This window comes from Dietzia sp. B19 (assembly GCF_014145155.1).
Taxonomy (GTDB): Bacteria; Actinomycetota; Actinomycetes; order Mycobacteriales; family Mycobacteriaceae; genus Dietzia; species Dietzia natronolimnaea.
This window is the reverse complement of the sequence record NZ_JAALED010000024.1, coordinates 1-15,403: the sequence shown is the minus strand read 5'-3', so window position 1 is coordinate 15,403 and position 15,403 is coordinate 1. Positions and strand designations below refer to the sequence as shown.

At 69.6% G+C, this 15,403-nt stretch carries 13 protein-coding genes; 10 read left to right on the top strand and 3 right to left on the bottom strand.

Going from position 1 to position 15,403, the window contains the following annotated elements:
* Positions 1 to 108 precede the first annotated feature (108 nt).
* From ruvA to G6020_RS01175, 7 genes are all read left to right on the top strand, one after another.
* Positions 109 to 708: a Holliday junction branch migration protein RuvA gene (ruvA, locus tag G6020_RS01205; RefSeq protein ID WP_179525377.1), complete on the top strand. Its 600-nt coding sequence runs from the start codon at positions 109 to 111 to the stop codon at positions 706 to 708.
* Complete coding sequence (gene ruvB, locus G6020_RS01200; protein WP_206682188.1) at positions 708 to 1,823, top strand: Holliday junction branch migration DNA helicase RuvB; 1,116 nt, start codon at positions 708 to 710, stop codon at positions 1,821 to 1,823. Before ruvA ends, ruvB begins: the two co-directional genes overlap by 1 nt.
* Positions 1,824 to 1,919: 96 nt before the next feature.
* Positions 1,920 to 2,225, top strand: coding sequence for a preprotein translocase subunit YajC (gene yajC / locus G6020_RS01195; RefSeq protein ID WP_179525376.1), 306 nt, complete (start codon positions 1,920 to 1,922; stop codon positions 2,223 to 2,225).
* 147 nt (positions 2,226 to 2,372) lie between these two features.
* Entirely contained in the window at positions 2,373 to 4,034 is a 1,662-nt protein-coding gene (secD, locus tag G6020_RS01190) for a protein translocase subunit SecD (protein ID WP_182609392.1), read from the top strand.
* Positions 4,031 to 5,086, top strand: coding sequence for a protein translocase subunit SecF (secF, locus tag G6020_RS01185; protein WP_182609391.1), 1,056 nt, complete (start codon positions 4,031 to 4,033; stop codon positions 5,084 to 5,086). Before secD ends, secF begins: the two co-directional genes overlap by 4 nt.
* Entirely contained in the window at positions 5,083 to 5,640 is a 558-nt protein-coding gene (locus G6020_RS01180; RefSeq protein WP_182609390.1) for an adenine phosphoribosyltransferase, read from the top strand. Before secF ends, G6020_RS01180 begins: the two co-directional genes overlap by 4 nt.
* Positions 5,641 to 5,685: 45 nt before the next feature.
* Positions 5,686 to 8,049, top strand: coding sequence for a bifunctional (p)ppGpp synthetase/guanosine-3',5'-bis(diphosphate) 3'-pyrophosphohydrolase (locus tag G6020_RS01175; RefSeq protein ID WP_182609389.1), 2,364 nt, complete (start codon positions 5,686 to 5,688; stop codon positions 8,047 to 8,049).
* Between the two features lie 24 nt (positions 8,050 to 8,073).
* Here G6020_RS01175 and G6020_RS01170 read toward each other — a convergent pair whose 3' ends face one another.
* The gene (locus G6020_RS01170) at positions 8,074 to 9,003 is read right to left on the bottom strand and encodes a peptidylprolyl isomerase (RefSeq protein WP_182609388.1); all 930 of its coding nucleotides are present in this window, start codon (positions 9,001 to 9,003) and stop codon (positions 8,074 to 8,076) included.
* Positions 9,004 to 9,207: 204 nt separating this feature from the next.
* Here G6020_RS01170 and G6020_RS01165 point away from each other — a divergent pair, with 204 nt between their 5' ends.
* Both G6020_RS01165 and hisS read left to right on the top strand, forming a co-directional pair.
* On the top strand, positions 9,208 to 9,873 hold the full coding sequence (locus tag G6020_RS01165; RefSeq protein WP_182609387.1) for an MBL fold metallo-hydrolase: 666 nt from the start codon (positions 9,208 to 9,210) through the stop codon (positions 9,871 to 9,873).
* A 48-nt stretch (positions 9,874 to 9,921) separates the two neighbouring features.
* Positions 9,922 to 11,202, top strand: a complete 1,281-nt coding sequence (gene hisS / locus G6020_RS01160; RefSeq protein WP_182609386.1) for a histidine--tRNA ligase — start codon at positions 9,922 to 9,924, stop codon at positions 11,200 to 11,202.
* Between the two features lie 4 nt (positions 11,203 to 11,206).
* Here the strand turns inward: hisS and G6020_RS01155 are convergent, their stop codons facing one another.
* The gene (locus tag G6020_RS01155) at positions 11,207 to 12,121 is read right to left on the bottom strand and encodes a neutral zinc metallopeptidase (protein WP_182609393.1); all 915 of its coding nucleotides are present in this window, start codon (positions 12,119 to 12,121) and stop codon (positions 11,207 to 11,209) included.
* 231 nt (positions 12,122 to 12,352) lie between these two features.
* Between G6020_RS01155 and aspS the strand changes: the two genes are divergently transcribed.
* Complete coding sequence (aspS, locus tag G6020_RS01150; protein WP_182609385.1) at positions 12,353 to 14,155, top strand: aspartate--tRNA ligase; 1,803 nt, start codon at positions 12,353 to 12,355, stop codon at positions 14,153 to 14,155.
* Between the two features lie 11 nt (positions 14,156 to 14,166).
* Here aspS and G6020_RS01145 read toward each other — a convergent pair whose 3' ends face one another.
* Positions 14,167 to 15,402 (bottom strand): alkaline phosphatase family protein, encoded by a 1,236-nt coding sequence (locus tag G6020_RS01145; protein WP_347238278.1) that lies wholly within the window; start codon positions 15,400 to 15,402, stop codon positions 14,167 to 14,169.
* Position 15,403 lies beyond the last annotated feature (1 nt).

Here is a 15,403-nt window from a genome sequence, read left to right as displayed (position 1 = left end):
GACCGAGGCCGCCGACGCCGGCCGGGCGCGGGGTGGGACCGGCTCCGCCGATCAGGAACGCGCCCGGGCAGCGGCACGGGCGATGGCTCGAACGAAGGGAGTGCGCTGGTGATCGCCTCGATCAGGGGGAGGGTGGCCGAGATCGGTCTGGACCGCTGCGTGGTGGAGGCCGGCGGTGTCGGCGTCCTGGTCCATGCGACGCCGGCCGCGCTCGCGGGCCTGCGGCGGGGAGACGAGGGGACCCTGCACACCGAGTTGGTGGTGCGCGAGGACTCCCTGACCCTCTACGGCTTCGATTCTGTCGATGCGCGTCGCCTCTTCTCGACGGTCCAGACGGTCTCGGGCGTCGGCCCGCGTCTGGCTCTGGCCATCCTGGCCACTCTCGAACCCGAGCAGCTGGTGAGAGCGCTGGGGACCGAGGACGTCAAGGCGCTCACGCGGGTTCCCGGGGTGGGCAAGCGCACCGCCGAGCGGATGGTGCTCGAACTCAAGGACAAGGTCGGCCCGGTGCACGACACCGTGGGCGGCGGCGACGGTCCGGGGATGCCGGGTGGACCGGCGGCGACCGAGGTGGCCGGCGCACTCGAGGGACTGGGCTTCTCCGTCACGGAGGCGGAGAAGGCCGCGACCGCCGTCCTGTCGACCGATCCGGACCTCGGCCCGGCGGAGGCCCTGCGGCTGGCGTTGCGTTCACTCGGTAGGCGCTGATGACGGGGCCGTACGGGCACGGGGACGAGGAGCCGTTCACGCCGGGGGCCGGTGACGGGGCGGAGGCCGAGTTGTCCGCGGCGTCGACCCCGTTCGACTCCGATGTCGAGGGCGCCCTGCGCCCGCGGAACCTGGGTGAGTTCATCGGGCAGGAGACTGTCCGCGAGCAGCTCGAGCTGGTGCTCACCGCGGCGACCCGTCGTGGTGTGGTCCCGGACCACCTGCTGTTCTCCGGGCCTCCGGGCCTGGGGAAGACCAGCCTCGCCATGATCGTGGCGGCCGAGCTCGGCGGGTCGCTCCGCATCACCTCCGGGCCCGCTCTCGAGCGGCCGGGGGATCTCGCCGCCATGCTCTCCAACCTCATCGAGGGTGACGTCCTGTTCATCGACGAGATCCACCGCATCGCGCGCCCGGCGGAGGAGATGCTGTACCTCGCGATGGAGGACTTCCGGATCGACATCATGGTGGGCAAGGGTCCGGGGGCCACCTCGATTCCCCTCGAGATCGCCCCGTTCACCCTGGTCGGGGCCACCACGCGGTCCGGAGCGCTCACCGGGCCGTTGCGGGATCGGTTCGGGTTCACCGCGCACATGGACTTCTACTCGGACGCGGACCTGGCGAGAATCGTGTCCCGGGCGGCCGAGATCCTCGAGATCCCCGTGGAGCCGGAGGCGGCGACGGAGATCGCCGGGCGGTCCCGCGGGACGCCCCGGATAGCCAACCGCCTGCTCCGTCGCGTGCGGGACTACGCGGAGGTCCGGGCGGACGGGCGGGTCACGGTCCCCGTCGCGCGCGCGGCACTCCGCGTCTACGAGGTCGACGAGTTGGGCCTGGACCGGCTCGACCGTGCGGTCCTGCGGGCGCTGCTGGTCCAGCACGAGGGCGGGCCCGTCGGTCTGAGCACGCTCGCGGTGGCCGTGGGGGAGGAGTCGAGCACCCTGGAGGAGGTCTGCGAACCGTTCCTCGTCCGTGCGGGGTTGCTCGCGCGCACCCCCCGGGGACGCGTGGCCACCGCGGCGGCATGGGAGCACCTGGGGCTGCGCCGCGCGAATCGCGACCCGGAGGAACCGATGCTCCCGGTCGAGACCGAGACGGGACCCGGCCCGCGCGGGTGACCACGGAGGTGGCATCCTCGAACGGGACCGGTCCGCCGCCCGGACCCGACACCTTCGGACCCCGACTCGACGGGTCCCGAACCGAGAGGACGCCGCATGGGACTGGAACTACTGCTGCCCGTCATGATCCTGGCGCTCATCGCGCTGATGTTCTTCCAGAGTTCCAAGCAGCGGAAGGCGATGAAGGACCTGCAGGAGATGCAGGCCTCCCTCGCGGTCGGCGATCAGGTGCTCACCACCTCGGGTCTGCACGCGACCGTGGTGTCGGTGGCCGAGGAGAGCCTGGTCCTGGAGATCGCCCCCGGCGTCCGGACGCAGTGGGACCGCAGGGTGATCCGCGAGAAGCTCGACCCCGGTACCTCCCCCGGGTCGGCCGCGGGGACGGACGGCGCTGGTTCCTGACGACCGCCTACCGGCGAGTAGTGTGATGGGGCCGTCCAGCCGGAGGCCTCTGCTGAAGACCGAGAGAGATCACCTGTGTCACCAGTCCGTTCTCGACGCGTAGATGCCCGCCCCAGGCCGTGGGCTCTGCTATCCGTCTTCTCCCTGGTGTTTTTCGTCCTCTTCCTCGCCGCATTCGCCGTGGCCGAGAAGGGACTGACGCCCAAGCTCGGGATCGACCTGCAGGGCGGCACGCGGGTCACGTTGATCCCGATCGGTCAGCCGGATGAGCAGGACCTGCGCCTGGCCCAGGACATCATCCGTGATCGCGTCGACGGGCTCGGTGTGGCCGGGACCTCGGTGGTCATTGAGGGAAGCAACATCGTCCTCACGGTTCCCGGCGAGGACTCGAGCCAGGCCCGTGACCTCGGGACCACCTCACAGTTGACGATCCGCCCCGTCCTCGAGGTCCAGCCGGTCGCCGAGGGGGACGTCGAACCCGTCGACGCCGCGGTCGGTGACCGCGATGCGGTCGCCCGCGCGGTGGAGGAGGCCCTGGAGGTCCGTCAGGGCGATCCCCAGGAGCTGTCCCAGCGCCTCCCGGAGTTCCGGTGCCCCGAGAGGGAAATCACCGCGGGCTTCGAGGACCAGGCGCAGGCGTTGATCGCGTGCGGCGAGGGGGCCAAGTACGTACTCGGCCCCGTACCGTTGCTTGTCGGTGAACCGGAGGACGGGGAGCGCCTCGACGGCCAGCAGATCGTCAAGGACTCGGTGTCATCGGGAATTAATCAGCGATCTGGTCGAAATGAAGTATCGTTTCGCTTCCTTGCTGGGCCCGGGCAAGAGGGATCTGCAACATGGACGCGTCTGACTCAAGAGAACCTCAACAGGCAAATCGCAATGATTCTTGACGGTCAGGTTATAAGTGCGCCAGTTGTCGAGGGAGTCACTCCAGTAGGAGGTACAACGTCGATTTCGGGCCAGTTCACAATGGACGAGGCCGCGGCGCTCGCCGCGAACCTCCGATACGGGGCCCTGCCGATCTCCTTCGAGGACCCGAACGTCGACAACGTGCCCGCCTCGTTGGGCCTGGCCTCCCTCGAGGCCGGTCTGCTCGCCGGCGCGATCGGTTTCCTGCTGGTGCTGCTGTACACGGTCCTGTACTACCGGCTGCTCGGCGTGATCGCGTTCCTCTCCCTGGCCATCTCTTTCCTGATCACCTACGTGATGCTCGTGTTCCTCGGGTACACGGTGGACTACAGCCTCGACCTGGCCGGTGTGGCGGGCCTGATCATCGGTATCGGTATGACCGCGGACTCCTACGTCGTCTTCTTCGAGAGGATCAAGGACGAACTCCGCGACGGACACCGGTTCAGATCCTCGGTACCCAGGGCGTGGAAGAGCGCCAGTCGCACCATCATCACCGGCAACGTGGTGAGTCTGATCGGCGCAGTGGTGCTGTACCTCCTGGCCACCGGTGAGGTGCGCGGTTTCGCCTTCACCCTGGCACTGAGCACCGTCATGGACGTCCTCGTGGCCTTCACCGTGCTGTGGCCGCTGGTCTACCTGGCCTCCACGAAGCCGTTGTTCACCAAGCCATGGGCCAACGGCCTCGGGCGGATGGAGGCCCTGCGGGTCGACTCCGCCGAGCGCCGCCGCCTCGAGCAGGAAGCCGAGAAGGACGGACCAGATTCGGAGTCCGGCGGGACCCGAGGCGTGTCGGCGACGGTGCGCGGTCCGGACGGGCCGCCCTCGGAACCGGGGCCGGCAACCCCGGGCGTGTCGATGATCCTGCCGCGCCGCGACGACTCCGAGGAGGAGGGCCGATGAGCGCCCCGGGAACGATCGACACCACTGACACCACTGGACCCGACCAGCCGGAGAGTCTGTTCAACCGCCTCTACACCGGCACCGGCGCGTTCCCCATCGTCCAGAAGCGCCGACTGTACTTCGTCCTCACCGGCGTCATCGTCGCGATCTGCCTGGCGAGCATCATCTTCCGAGGGTTCACCTTCGGGATCGACTTCACCGGCGGTACCAAGTTGACGATGCCGGCGGGGAATGCGGACAAGGACCGGGTGGCGGTCGTCGTCGAGGAGACGATCGGTCAGGAGCCCCAGACGGTCCAGGTCGTCGGTGCCGGGGCCGCGCGCATCGTCGAGGTGGAGACCGGATTCCTCACCAGTGACGAGATCTACGCGACCAAGCTCGCACTCCTCGAGGAGTTCCAGCCCGTCGCGGCGAGTGGCGAGGTCTCGATCGAGGCGATCGGGGATTCGGCACGAAGCGAGAGCTGGGGCGGGCAGGTCACCGAGAAGGCGATCATCGCCCTCGCGGTGTTCATCGTGATCGTCTTCGGTTACATGGCGCTGCGCTTCGAGTGGCGCATGTCGGTCGCCGGCGTGGTCGCGCTGTTCTTCGACGTCATCACCACTGCGGGGATCTACTCGCTCCTGGGATTCGAGGTCTCACCCGCGACGATCATCGGCCTGCTCACCATCCTCGGTTTCTCCCTCTACGACACGGTCATCGTGTTCGACAAGGTGGAGGAGAACACCCGCGGAGCCAAACACTCCTCCAGCAGCACCTATGCGGAGGAGGCCAACCTGGCCGTCAACCAGACGCTCATGCGATCAATCCACACCACCATCATCGGCATCCTGCCGCTGCTGGCCCTACTCGTGATCGCGGTGTGGATCCTCGGGGTGGGCACGCTGCTGGACCTGGCCATCGTCCAGGTGGTCGGGATCATCACGGGGACGTTCTCGTCGATCTTCCTCGCGACTCCGCTGCTGGTACTCCTGAAGGAACGCGACCCCGCCACGAAGCGCCAGACCGCCAAGGTCCTGGCCCGCCGGGAGAAGGTCGGGGCCACCGCATGACGGACCCCGCCGCTGCAGAGGTGTCGCCGGCCATCGTCACCGCCGTCGAGAGACTGATGCGCAGGGTCGAGGACTTCCCGGCGGCCGGGGTCCAGTTCTGCGACCTCACACCGGTCCTGGCCGATCCCGAGGGATTCGACGCCGTGGTGGCCGGGCTCGTCGCGGGCCACGAGATCGGCTCGGTGGACTACGTGGCCGGGTTGGACGCCCGGGGCTTCCTGCTCGCCGGCGCGGTCGCGGTGCGGCTGCACACCGGGGTGCTGGCCATCCGCAAGGCCGGAAAGCTCCCACCGCCCGTGCACTCACGCTCGTACGAACTCGAGTACGGGGCGGCAACGTTGGAGCTCCCCGCCGACGGCCTCGACCTCCGCGGGAAGCGGGTGCTCGTGGTGGACGACGTCCTGGCCACGGGAGGCACCCTCGGCGCGGCCGTCGGTCTGCTCGATGACTGCGGCGCGGTGGTGGCGGGGCTGTCCGTGGTGCTCGAGGTCCCCGGTCTCGGGGGTAGGGATAGACTGGCCGGCACACCGCTGACCTGCCTCACGGTCGCGTGACCACCGCCCGTCGTCGACGGATCGGACCCGGAGGGAGGAGCCGGCATGACCAATCGCCAGGATCCCGCCGCGAACGTCGGCGCCGGCCCGCAGCCCGTGCCCGCGGAGCAGCCCCAACCCAACACGCAGCCCCTGCCCGTGATCCCGGGTGCGCGGCCCTCCGCCGGCAGACGCGTCCGGGCCAGGTGGGCGCGACGCCTCACCTCCGGGTTGACGGTGACGTCCACGCCCGCCGTTCTCGAGCCCCTCGTCCGTGTACACCGGATCCACCACGCCAAGGCCGACGTGGCGCTGCTGGCACGCGCCTATGCACTCGCCGAACGCCAACACGAGGGTGTGTTCCGCAAGTCGGGCGACCCCTACATCACCCATCCGCTGGCGGTCGCGACCATCTGCGCCGAGATGGGCATGGACACCACCACCCTCGTGGCGGCGCTGCTGCACGACACCGTGGAGGACACCGACTACTCCCTCGAGTCCCTCGCCTCGGATTTCGGGGACGAGGTCGCCCATCTGGTCAACGGGGTCACCAAGCTGGACAAGGTCGACTTCGGCGAGGCGGCCGAGGCGGAGACGATCCGCAAGATGATCATCGCGATGGCGCATGACCCGCGGGTCCTGGTGATCAAGGTCGCCGACCGCCTGCACAACATGCGGACCATGCGCTTCCTCCCTCCGGAGAAGCAGGTCAAGAAGGCTCGCGAGACGCTCGAGGTGATCGCGCCGTTGGCCCACCGCCTCGGCATGGCCACCGTGAAGTGGGAGCTCGAGGACCTCGCCTTCGCGATCCTGGAACCCAAGAAGTACCAGGAAATCGTGCGACTGGTCGCCGACCGGGCGCCCAGTCGGGACGTGTACCTGGGCACGGTGATCAACCGGGTCAGGGCCGAGCTGGAGAACGCCCACATCCAGGCCCGGGTCGAGGGCCGCCCCAAGCACTACTGGTCGATCTACCAGAAGATGATCGTCCGGGGACGCGAGTTCGACGAGATCCACGACCTGGTGGGCATCCGCGTGCTGTGCGAGGACGTGCGGGACTGTTACGCCGCGATCGGCGTGGTGCACTCCACGTGGAAGCCCATGCCGGGGAGGTTCAAGGACTACATCGCGCAGCCGAGGTTCGGCGTCTACCGCTCGCTCCACACCACCGTGATCGGGCCCGACGGCAAGCCGTTGGAGATCCAGATCCGGACCCACGAGATGCACCGCAACGCCGAGTACGGGATCGCGGCGCACTGGCGGTACAAGGAGACCCGCGGCAAGCACCACGGAGACCCCGCCGAGGTGGACGAGATGGCGTGGATGCGCCAACTGCTGAGCTGGCAGCGTGAAGCCGCCGACCCGGGCGAGTTCCTCGACTCCCTGCGGTTCGAGATGACCAGCAAGGAGATCTTCGTCTTCACGCCGAAGGGCGACGTGATCAACCTGCCCGTCGGCGCGACCCCCGTGGACTTCGCCTACGCCGTCCACACGGAGGTCGGCCACCGGTGCATCGGCGCGCGCGTCAACGGCAAGCTCGTGGCGCTCGAGAAGCCGCTGGAGAACGGCGAGGTCGTCGAGGTCTTCACCTCCAAGGACCCCAACGCGGGCCCCAGCCTGGACTGGCAGAAGTTCGTCGTGTCCGGCAGGGCCAAGAGTTCGATCCGCCAGTGGTTCGCCAAGGAGCGGCGCGAGGAGGCTCTCGAACGCGGAAAGGACCTCATCACCCGGGAGGTACGGCGCGGGGGGGTACCCGTCCACCGGGTCTTCTCCAACGAGTCACTCGCCGGTGTCGCACGGGAGCTGGGGTTCGCCGACGTCACCGCGCTCTACACGGCGATCGGGGAGAACCACGTCTCCGCCAAGCAGATCGTGGGTCGGCTCGTCGCCGCCCACGGGGGGGCCGACGAGGTCACCGAGGAGCTGGCGGACCGCTCGCGGGACAAGAACATCACCTCGAACCGGCCCGCGCCGGCGGGTCCCGGGATCCTCGTGGGCGGGGTCAAGGACGTGCACGCCAAACTCGCCCGCTGCTGCATGCCGGTGCCCGGCGACGAGGTCCTCGGGTTCATCACCCGCGGCGGCACGGTGAGCGTCCACCGCACCGACTGCACCAACGCCTCCGACCTGCACCGCGAGCCCGAGCGCCTGGTCAAGGTCGAATGGGCACCCCAGCCGGGTGCGGTGTTCCTGGTGGCGATCCAGGTGGAGGCGCTCGACAGACACCGGCTCCTGTCGGACGTGACCAAGGTGCTGGCGGACGAGAAGGTCAACATCCTGTCCGCGTCCGTCCAGACGGCGGGGGACGATCGGGTGGCGATCTCGCGGTTCACCTTCGAGATGGCCGACCCCAAACACCTCGGACACGTCCTGCAGACGGTCCGAGGTGTCGAGGGGGTCTTCGACGTCAACCGGATGACGTCGAACTGAGCCGGATGTCCCGGCCCCCGGGCCTCACCTCTCGGGGAGCCCCGACTGGGCGTCGACGACCACGGTCTCGATCGTGACGGGGCGCCGCGGGACCTGGTTGTCCCGGTCGGTCGGGTCATCGCTCCTCACACCGGTCTCGGCGATGTCGTCGAGGACCTCGAGGCCCGAGTCCCCGACCGTTCCCATGACGGTGTACTCCGGCGGGAGTGCGGAGTCCTCGTACACCAGGAAGAACTGGCTCCCGGCGCTGTCGGGGGCCTGCGACTTGGCCATGGCGACGGTGCCACGGGGGTAGATGGCGGCGCCCGAACCGTCGTCGGCGAGCTCGAGGGTATCCGCGGCGGGCGGCTCGTCGACCACGGAGTAGCCGGGACCGGACAGGCCGGTCCCCGTGGGGTCACCGCACTGGAGGACCGACAGACCGGGCTCCTCCTCCGAGACGGTCAGGCGGTGGCACTCGGTGTCGTCGAAGTACCGCTGCTCGGCCAGGTGGACGAAGCTGGCGACATTGCAGGGGGCGCCGGACCGATCGAGCGTGATCGGGATCTCACCGCGGTCGGTGGTGATGGTGATCTCCGCCAGGCCCTGCCTGGCCTGGTCGCCCGACGGCGGCTCGGCGTCACGCTTGGTGTCGTTGACGGTCTCGACCTGCGCGTTGAACTCCTCGACCTCCGCCACCACCTCGGCGCCCTGATCCTCGAACTCCGCGGGGTCGAGCGGCTCGGGGGTCTCGGTGTCGGTGGGGTACTCGCAGGTCAGCCAGTTGGCGGCGTATTCCTCCGCGCGCTTGCGGTCGTAGTTGATCCATGCGACCACCCCGACGATCCCCAGCAGGACCGCGACGACGACCGACGCCGCGACGATCTTGAGTTGCTTCTCACGGCGGGCCTGCGCCTCCATCTGCTCGCGCAGGCGTTGACGCGCCTCTGCTCGGCGTTCCTGGTTGGTGGACACTGACCCTCCTGGGTACCTGGACTAGGCTGGAACAGTCGGCTGACGCCGCGGTGGGGACTCACAGAGCAGACCACAGCGCTCCAGCCCAGGGGTCTTGTCTACCAGGTCGGGCCGAGACGGCTGAACACCACTCCGGTGTACCGCCCAGTCGGACCGGCAGTTCGCGACGGACGTCGTGGGCGATCGAGAAAAGGAGTACAGGACGTGCAGATCATCGGGTTCCCAGCCGGGATGTTCCAGACCAACTGCTACATCGTGTCCGACGCCGCGGGGGACTGCGTGATCGTCGACCCGGGCCAGGACGCCGAGGACCAGGTGCGCAGGCAGGTCTCCGAGGCGGGCTTGAAGCCCCGGGCGGTACTGCTGACCCACGGCCACCTGGACCACATCTGGAACGCCCAGCAGGTCGCGGACCACTACGGCGTGCCGGCGTACATCCACCCGGAGGACCGTGTCATGCTCTCGGATCCGGGTCAGGGGCTGTCGCTCGATCTGTCCGCGATGCTCAAGGACATCACCTTCACGGAGCCGGCGGAGGTCATCGAGGTCTTCGACGGTGACACGCTGCGCTTCGGGGCGATGACCTTCGACGTGGACCACGTGCCCGGACACAGCCCGGGGTCGGTGTCCTTCCGAATCGTCGTCGACACCGAGGAGGGCCGGCGAACGGTCGTGCTCGGGGGCGATGTGCTGTTCCAGGACGGGGTCGGCCGTACCGACCTGCCCGCGGGCGACACCGATGTGCTCATGCAGTCGATCGCCAAGAAGTTCCTCACGCTGGACGACGACGCGGTGGTGCTCCCCGGGCACGGACCCTCGACCACCGTCGGCCGGGAACGGCGGTCCAACCCGTTCCTGCGTGACCTCTAGAACCCCCTCCCCGAACCACCCACCGAGAGACGCAAGGACCCACCACACGTGACCGGCACCCAGAAGAAAACCGCGCTCAAGGCACCGAAGGGGGTGCCCGACTACGTCCCCCCGACCTCCGCCGCGTTCGTCGCGGTCCGGGATGCGATCACCACCGCCGCCCGGCGGGCGGGCTACGGGCACATCGAGCTGCCGATCTTCGAGGACACGGCGTTGTTCGCCCGTGGGGTGGGGGAGTCCACCGACGTCGTCTCCAAGGAGATGTACTCGTTCGAAGACCGTGGCGGACGGAGCGTCACCCTCCGGCCCGAGGGGACCGCCGGCGTGATGCGTTCGGTCATCGAGAACGGCCTGGACCGCGGTCAGCTGCCCGTCAAGCTCTGCTACGCCGGCCCGTTCTTCCGCTACGAGCGTCCCCAGGCCGGCCGGTACCGGCAGTTGCAGCAGGTCGGTATCGAGGCGATCGGGATCGACGACCCCGCCCTCGACGCCGAGGTGATCGCGGTGGCGGACGAGGCCTTCCGGTCCCTCGGGTTGACCGGGTTCCGGCTGGAGCTCACCTCGCTCGGGGACGACTCATGCCGGCCCGCCTACCGGGAACGGCTGCAGGCGTTCCTCGCCGGGTTGGACCTCGACGAGGCCACGCGGGAACGCGCACGGGTCAACCCGCTGCGCGTCCTCGACGACAAGCGCCCGGAGGTCCGCGCGCAGCTCTCGGGCGCCCCGCTGATGATCGACCACCTGTCCGAGGAGAGCGCCGCGCACTTCGCCGAAGTCAGGTCACACCTCGACGCCCTCGGCGTGGCCTACGAGGTCAATCCCCGGATGGTCCGAGGCCTGGACTACTACACCAAGACCACGTTCGAGTTCGTCCACGACGGCCTCGGCGCCCAGTCCGGGATCGGCGGCGGTGGTCGTTACGACGGACTGATGGAGCAACTCGGGGGCCAGGCTCTGTCCGGAATCGGGTTCGGTATCGGCGTCGACCGCACGATGCTCGCGCTGCAGGCGGAGGGGATCGACCACGCCTCCGGCGGCCGGGTGGACGTGTACGGCGTCGCTCTCGGCGCGCCGGCCAGGGCCGCGCTGGTGCCCGTGCTGGCCGAGTTCCGTCGCGCCGGTCTGCGCGCGGACATGGCCTACGGCGACCGCGGTATGAAGGGCGCGTTCAAGGCCGCCGACCGGTCGGGGGCCGCCGTCACCCTCGTCGTGGGCGAGAACGAGCTGGCGTCGGGAACCGTGGTGGTCAAGACGATGGCCACGGGTGAGCAGTCCCCGGTCCCGCTGGACTCCGTGGTCTCCCACGTCTCCGGGCTCGTCACCCCCTGACGCGCTACAACCGCGCGCTGAAGGTGTCGCATGCCTGCATCGAGCCCTGCTCGTAGCCGATCAGGAACCACTGCCGTCGCATCTCGGACGAGCCGTGGGTCCACGAACCCGGGTCGACGCGGGCACCGCCGGCCTTCTGGATGTGGTCGTCGCCGATCGCCTCGGCGGTCTGGATGATCGCGTCCACGTCACGCGGGGTCAGGCTCTCCAGCAGCGGCTCCCCGCCGTCGGGGGCGGGGGTCGAGGTGGCGTAGTGGGCCCACAGCCCGGCATAGCAGTCGGCCTGGAGCTCGACCCGGACCGCACCCGAGGAGGCGCCCTGCGGATCCTGCTGGGAGCGGCGGATGTCACCGAGCATCGTCTGCAGGTGATGCCCGAACTCGTGCGCGACGACGTACATCTGGGCCGCGCCGGCGGGCGAGCCTCCGAGCCGACCGACCAGGACCTCGTCGAAGAAGACCGGGTCGATGTAGACGTCCTGGTCGGCCGGACAGTAGAAGGGCCCGACGTCGGAGGAGGCCGCGCCGCACGCGGTGTCGACGTCGCCGGTGAAGATGGTGGTGTGCGGTTGGTCCCACCGCATCCCGGCCTGGTCGGGGAGTTGGGTGTTCCAGACGTCCTCGAGGCTCTCCGTCGTGGCGACGATCCGGCAGATCGTGTCCGTGTTGGCCTGGTCGAGGTCGCACTGGTCGATGTGGGCCTGGAACCGCTGCGCCGAGTCGGAGGTCTGTCCCCGGCCGCTGTCGCCCTGGTCGAGGCCGAGTAGTCCCGGGTCGACCCCGAGGAACAGTGCGACCAGGACGACGGCGAGGCCGCCGACCCCTCCGCCGACCGCCACCCCCCGGCGACCCCCTCGACCACCGCGGCCCCCGCCGGAGACCCCGCTGGTGTCCAGGCTCCCGCCCTGCCGGAACGTCATGTCGGCCGCCCTCTCGTCCACGGGGCCGCCGGTCCACCCGGGCATGCTGAACCACCGCGTCGTCGAGGTCACTGTATTGGGCAGGAAGTGCCGGCCGCAGCCGACACCGGGAACAACGACGGGTGGACGTAGACTGTGCGTCGTCCGAACCCGGGGCCGACCGCACGAGCCGCGGTGGGTCCGATCGCCGTTCGCCGACCACCCCGCTTTTCCGACGAGAGGACCACCGCAGTGCTGCGCACCCATTCCGCCGGCCAGCTCCGAGCCGCCGACGCCGGGGACACCGTCACCCTGGCCGGCTGGGTCGCGCGTCGCCGGGATCACGGCGGGGTCATCTTCGTCGATCTCCGGGACTCCACCGGTGTGTGTCAGGTGGTGTTCCGCTCCGAGGAGATCGCGGAGCGTGCGCATCGTCTGCGGAACGAGTTCTGCGTCTCCGTCACCGGCGTCGTGGACCGCCGCCCCGAGGGGTCGGAGAACCCGAACCTCGCCTCCGGGGAGGTCGAGGTCGACGTGGTCTCGTTCGAGGTGCTCGGTGAGGCCGCGGCGCTGCCGTTCCAGCTCGACGACGAGGTGGGCGAGGAGGCACGCCTTCGCCACCGGTACCTCGACCTCCGTCGCGAGGGGCCGGGGGCCGCACTGCGACTGCGGTCGAAGGTCAACTCGGCCGCCCGGGGCGTCATGGCCCGCCATGATTTCGTGGAGATCGAGACCCCGACCCTGACCCGGTCGACCCCCGAGGGCGCGCGCGACTTCCTCGTCCCCGCGCGCCTCCAGCCGGGCACCTTCTACGCGCTCCCGCAGTCTCCCCAGCTGTTCAAGCAGCTCCTCATGGTGGCCGGGATGGAGAAGTACTACCAGATCGCCCGTTGCTACCGGGACGAGGATTTCCGTGCGGACCGGCAGCCGGAGTTCACGCAGCTGGACGTGGAGATGAGCTTCGTCGACCAGGACGACGTGATCGCGATCGCGGAGGAGATCCTCACCGAGGTGTGGGCCACCGCCGGGTACCGGATCTCGACCCCCATCCCGCGCATGACCTACGACGAGGCGATGCGTCGCTTCGGTTCGGACAAGCCGGATCTGCGCTTCGACATCGAGCTGGTCGAGTGCACCGAGTTCTTCGCCGAGACCCCGTTCCGGGTCTTCAAGGCCCCCTACGTCGGCGCGGTGGTCATGAAGGGCGGGGCGTCTCAGCCCCGGCGTCAGCTCGACGCCTGGCAGGAGTGGGCCAAGCAGCGCGGAGCCAAGGGACTGGCCTACATCCTCGTCGGACAGGACGGCGAGCTGGGCGGTCCGGTCGCCAAGAACCTGTCCGACACCGAGCGCACCGGGATCGCCGCGCACGTCGGCGCTGAGCCGGGCGACTGCATCTTCTTCGGCGCCGGGGGGGTCAAGTCCACCCGTGCGCTCCTCGGTGCGGCCCGTGGTGAGATCGCGGACAAGCTCGGGCTCATCGACCCGGAGGCGTGGGCGTTCACCTGGGTGGTCGACGCCCCGATGTTCGAGCCCGCCGACGAGGCCACGGCCGCCGGGGACGTGGCGGTGGGCTCCGGGGCGTGGACGGCCGTGCACCACGCGTTCACCTCGCCCAAGCCGGAGCACCTCGACTCCTTCGACACCGACCCGGGATCGGCCCTGGCGTACGCCTACGACATCGTGTGCAACGGCAACGAGATCGGCGGCGGGTCCATCCGCATCCATCGCAAGGACGTCCAGGAGCGGGTGTTCGGCGTCATGGGCATCTCGCAGGAGGAGGCGCAGGAGAAGTTCGGCTTCCTGCTCGACGCCTTCTCCTACGGCGCGCCGCCGCACGGCGGCATCGCGTTCGGCTGGGACCGCATCTGTGCGCTGCTGGCCCGCACCGACTCCATTCGCGACGTCATCGCCTTCCCCAAGTCCGGCGGCGGTGTCGACCCGCTCACCGACGCTCCCGCGCCGATCACCACGCAGCAGCGCACCGAGTCGGGGATCGACGCCAGACCCGTGACCCGCGGTCAGGGGACGCAGGCGGAACCGGCGTCAGCCGAGTAGCCGCCTCGGCCTCAGAGGTGGAACGCCTCGAGCGCCGGGCGGCCGTCCATCCCCGCGTGGTCCAGGCCGAACAGCCGGGCGACGGTCGGTGCCACGTCGAGTGTGCGGACCGGGCGGTCGACGGTGCCGCCCCGACGCACGATCCGGTGCCCGCCACCGACGAAGAACGGGATTCCCAGGGTGACCTCGTGCCCGTGGTTGCCGGGGATCGGGTTGGAGAACGGGGTGGGGTCGGAGAAGCGCCATCCGGGATGGCACGTGGCCACCAGGTCACCGCCGAGTCGACCCAGCGAGAGCTCGGCCGGATCGTAGAGTCGGTTGACCCCCGGCAGCGCGCCCACGACCTCACGCAGTCGCCGCAGCGAGGCGTCGCGCTCGTGAGCGGGACCGAGGTAGGCGAACGTGTCCGCCCCGCCGTTCTGGGCGATCCCGAAGCGCCCACGGATCGCGGCGTCCGCCTCGATCGCACCGGCCGCGCTGATCAGTCTCAGCGGCTCCGACCAGTCCATCCCGTGATCGGCCAGGACGATGACCACCGAGCGCTCCCAGCGGCCGGTCGAGCGGAGGAACTGCTCGAGGTCCCAGAGCTTGTGGTCGGAGTTGGCGACCGCCTGGTTGCGCGCCAGGCGGAGTGAGGTCCCGGACAGGTCCATGTGTCCGAAGCGGTCCATGTCGCCGAGGTTGACGAAGGTCATCCGGGGGGCGTGGTCGGTGATGGTCTGCTTGAGGGCCTCGATGGTGAACCAGTCGAGGGAGTGGTCGGTGATGGGCACGAGCGGGAACGGCGCCCACTGGACGCTCGCGCGCCCGCCGAACAGTCCGTGGAGGTAGTCCTTGCTCAGGACACTCGCTGTGGTCAGGCCCGCCTCGGTGCGGATCCGGTCGAGCACGGTGGGCGCGCGGAGATCGTCGGGCCGGTCGAGCGTCCGGTCGGTTCCGGCGGCGTGGTCCCAGATCGAGTTGGCGGGAACCCCGTTGCGCTCGGGGAGGACGCCGGTGACCATCGCCGCGTGGTTGGGGAGCGTCTCGGCGATCATCACCGACGACGCGTCGGTGAACCTGGTCCCCTCCGAGGCCCACCGGTGCAGGGTGGGGGCCTGCACGGGGTTGAGTTCGTCGGGCCGCATCCCGTCGGTGACGAGGACGTAGACGTCGAGGTCGTCGGCGACCGGTCGCGTGGGGTTGGCCCAGACCGGAGCGGGGTCGGCGAGCAGGGTGACCCCCACCGCGCCCGCGGCGGCGACCACG

Coding starts and splice junctions, on each gene's coding strand:
- yajC (WP_179525376.1), top strand. CDS start 1,920: ATGGGACTGGAACTACTGCTGCCCGTCATGATCCTGGCGCTCATCGCG.
- secF (WP_182609391.1), top strand. CDS start 4,031: ATGAGCGCCCCGGGAACGATCGACACCACTGACACCACTGGACCCGAC.
- ruvB (WP_206682188.1), top strand. CDS start 708: ATGACGGGGCCGTACGGGCACGGGGACGAGGAGCCGTTCACGCCGGGG.
- G6020_RS01180 (WP_182609390.1), top strand. CDS start 5,083: ATGACGGACCCCGCCGCTGCAGAGGTGTCGCCGGCCATCGTCACCGCC.
- G6020_RS01175 (WP_182609389.1), top strand. CDS start 5,686: ATGACCAATCGCCAGGATCCCGCCGCGAACGTCGGCGCCGGCCCGCAG.
- G6020_RS01155 (WP_182609393.1), bottom strand. CDS start 12,121: ATGACGTTCCGGCAGGGCGGGAGCCTGGACACCAGCGGGGTCTCCGGC.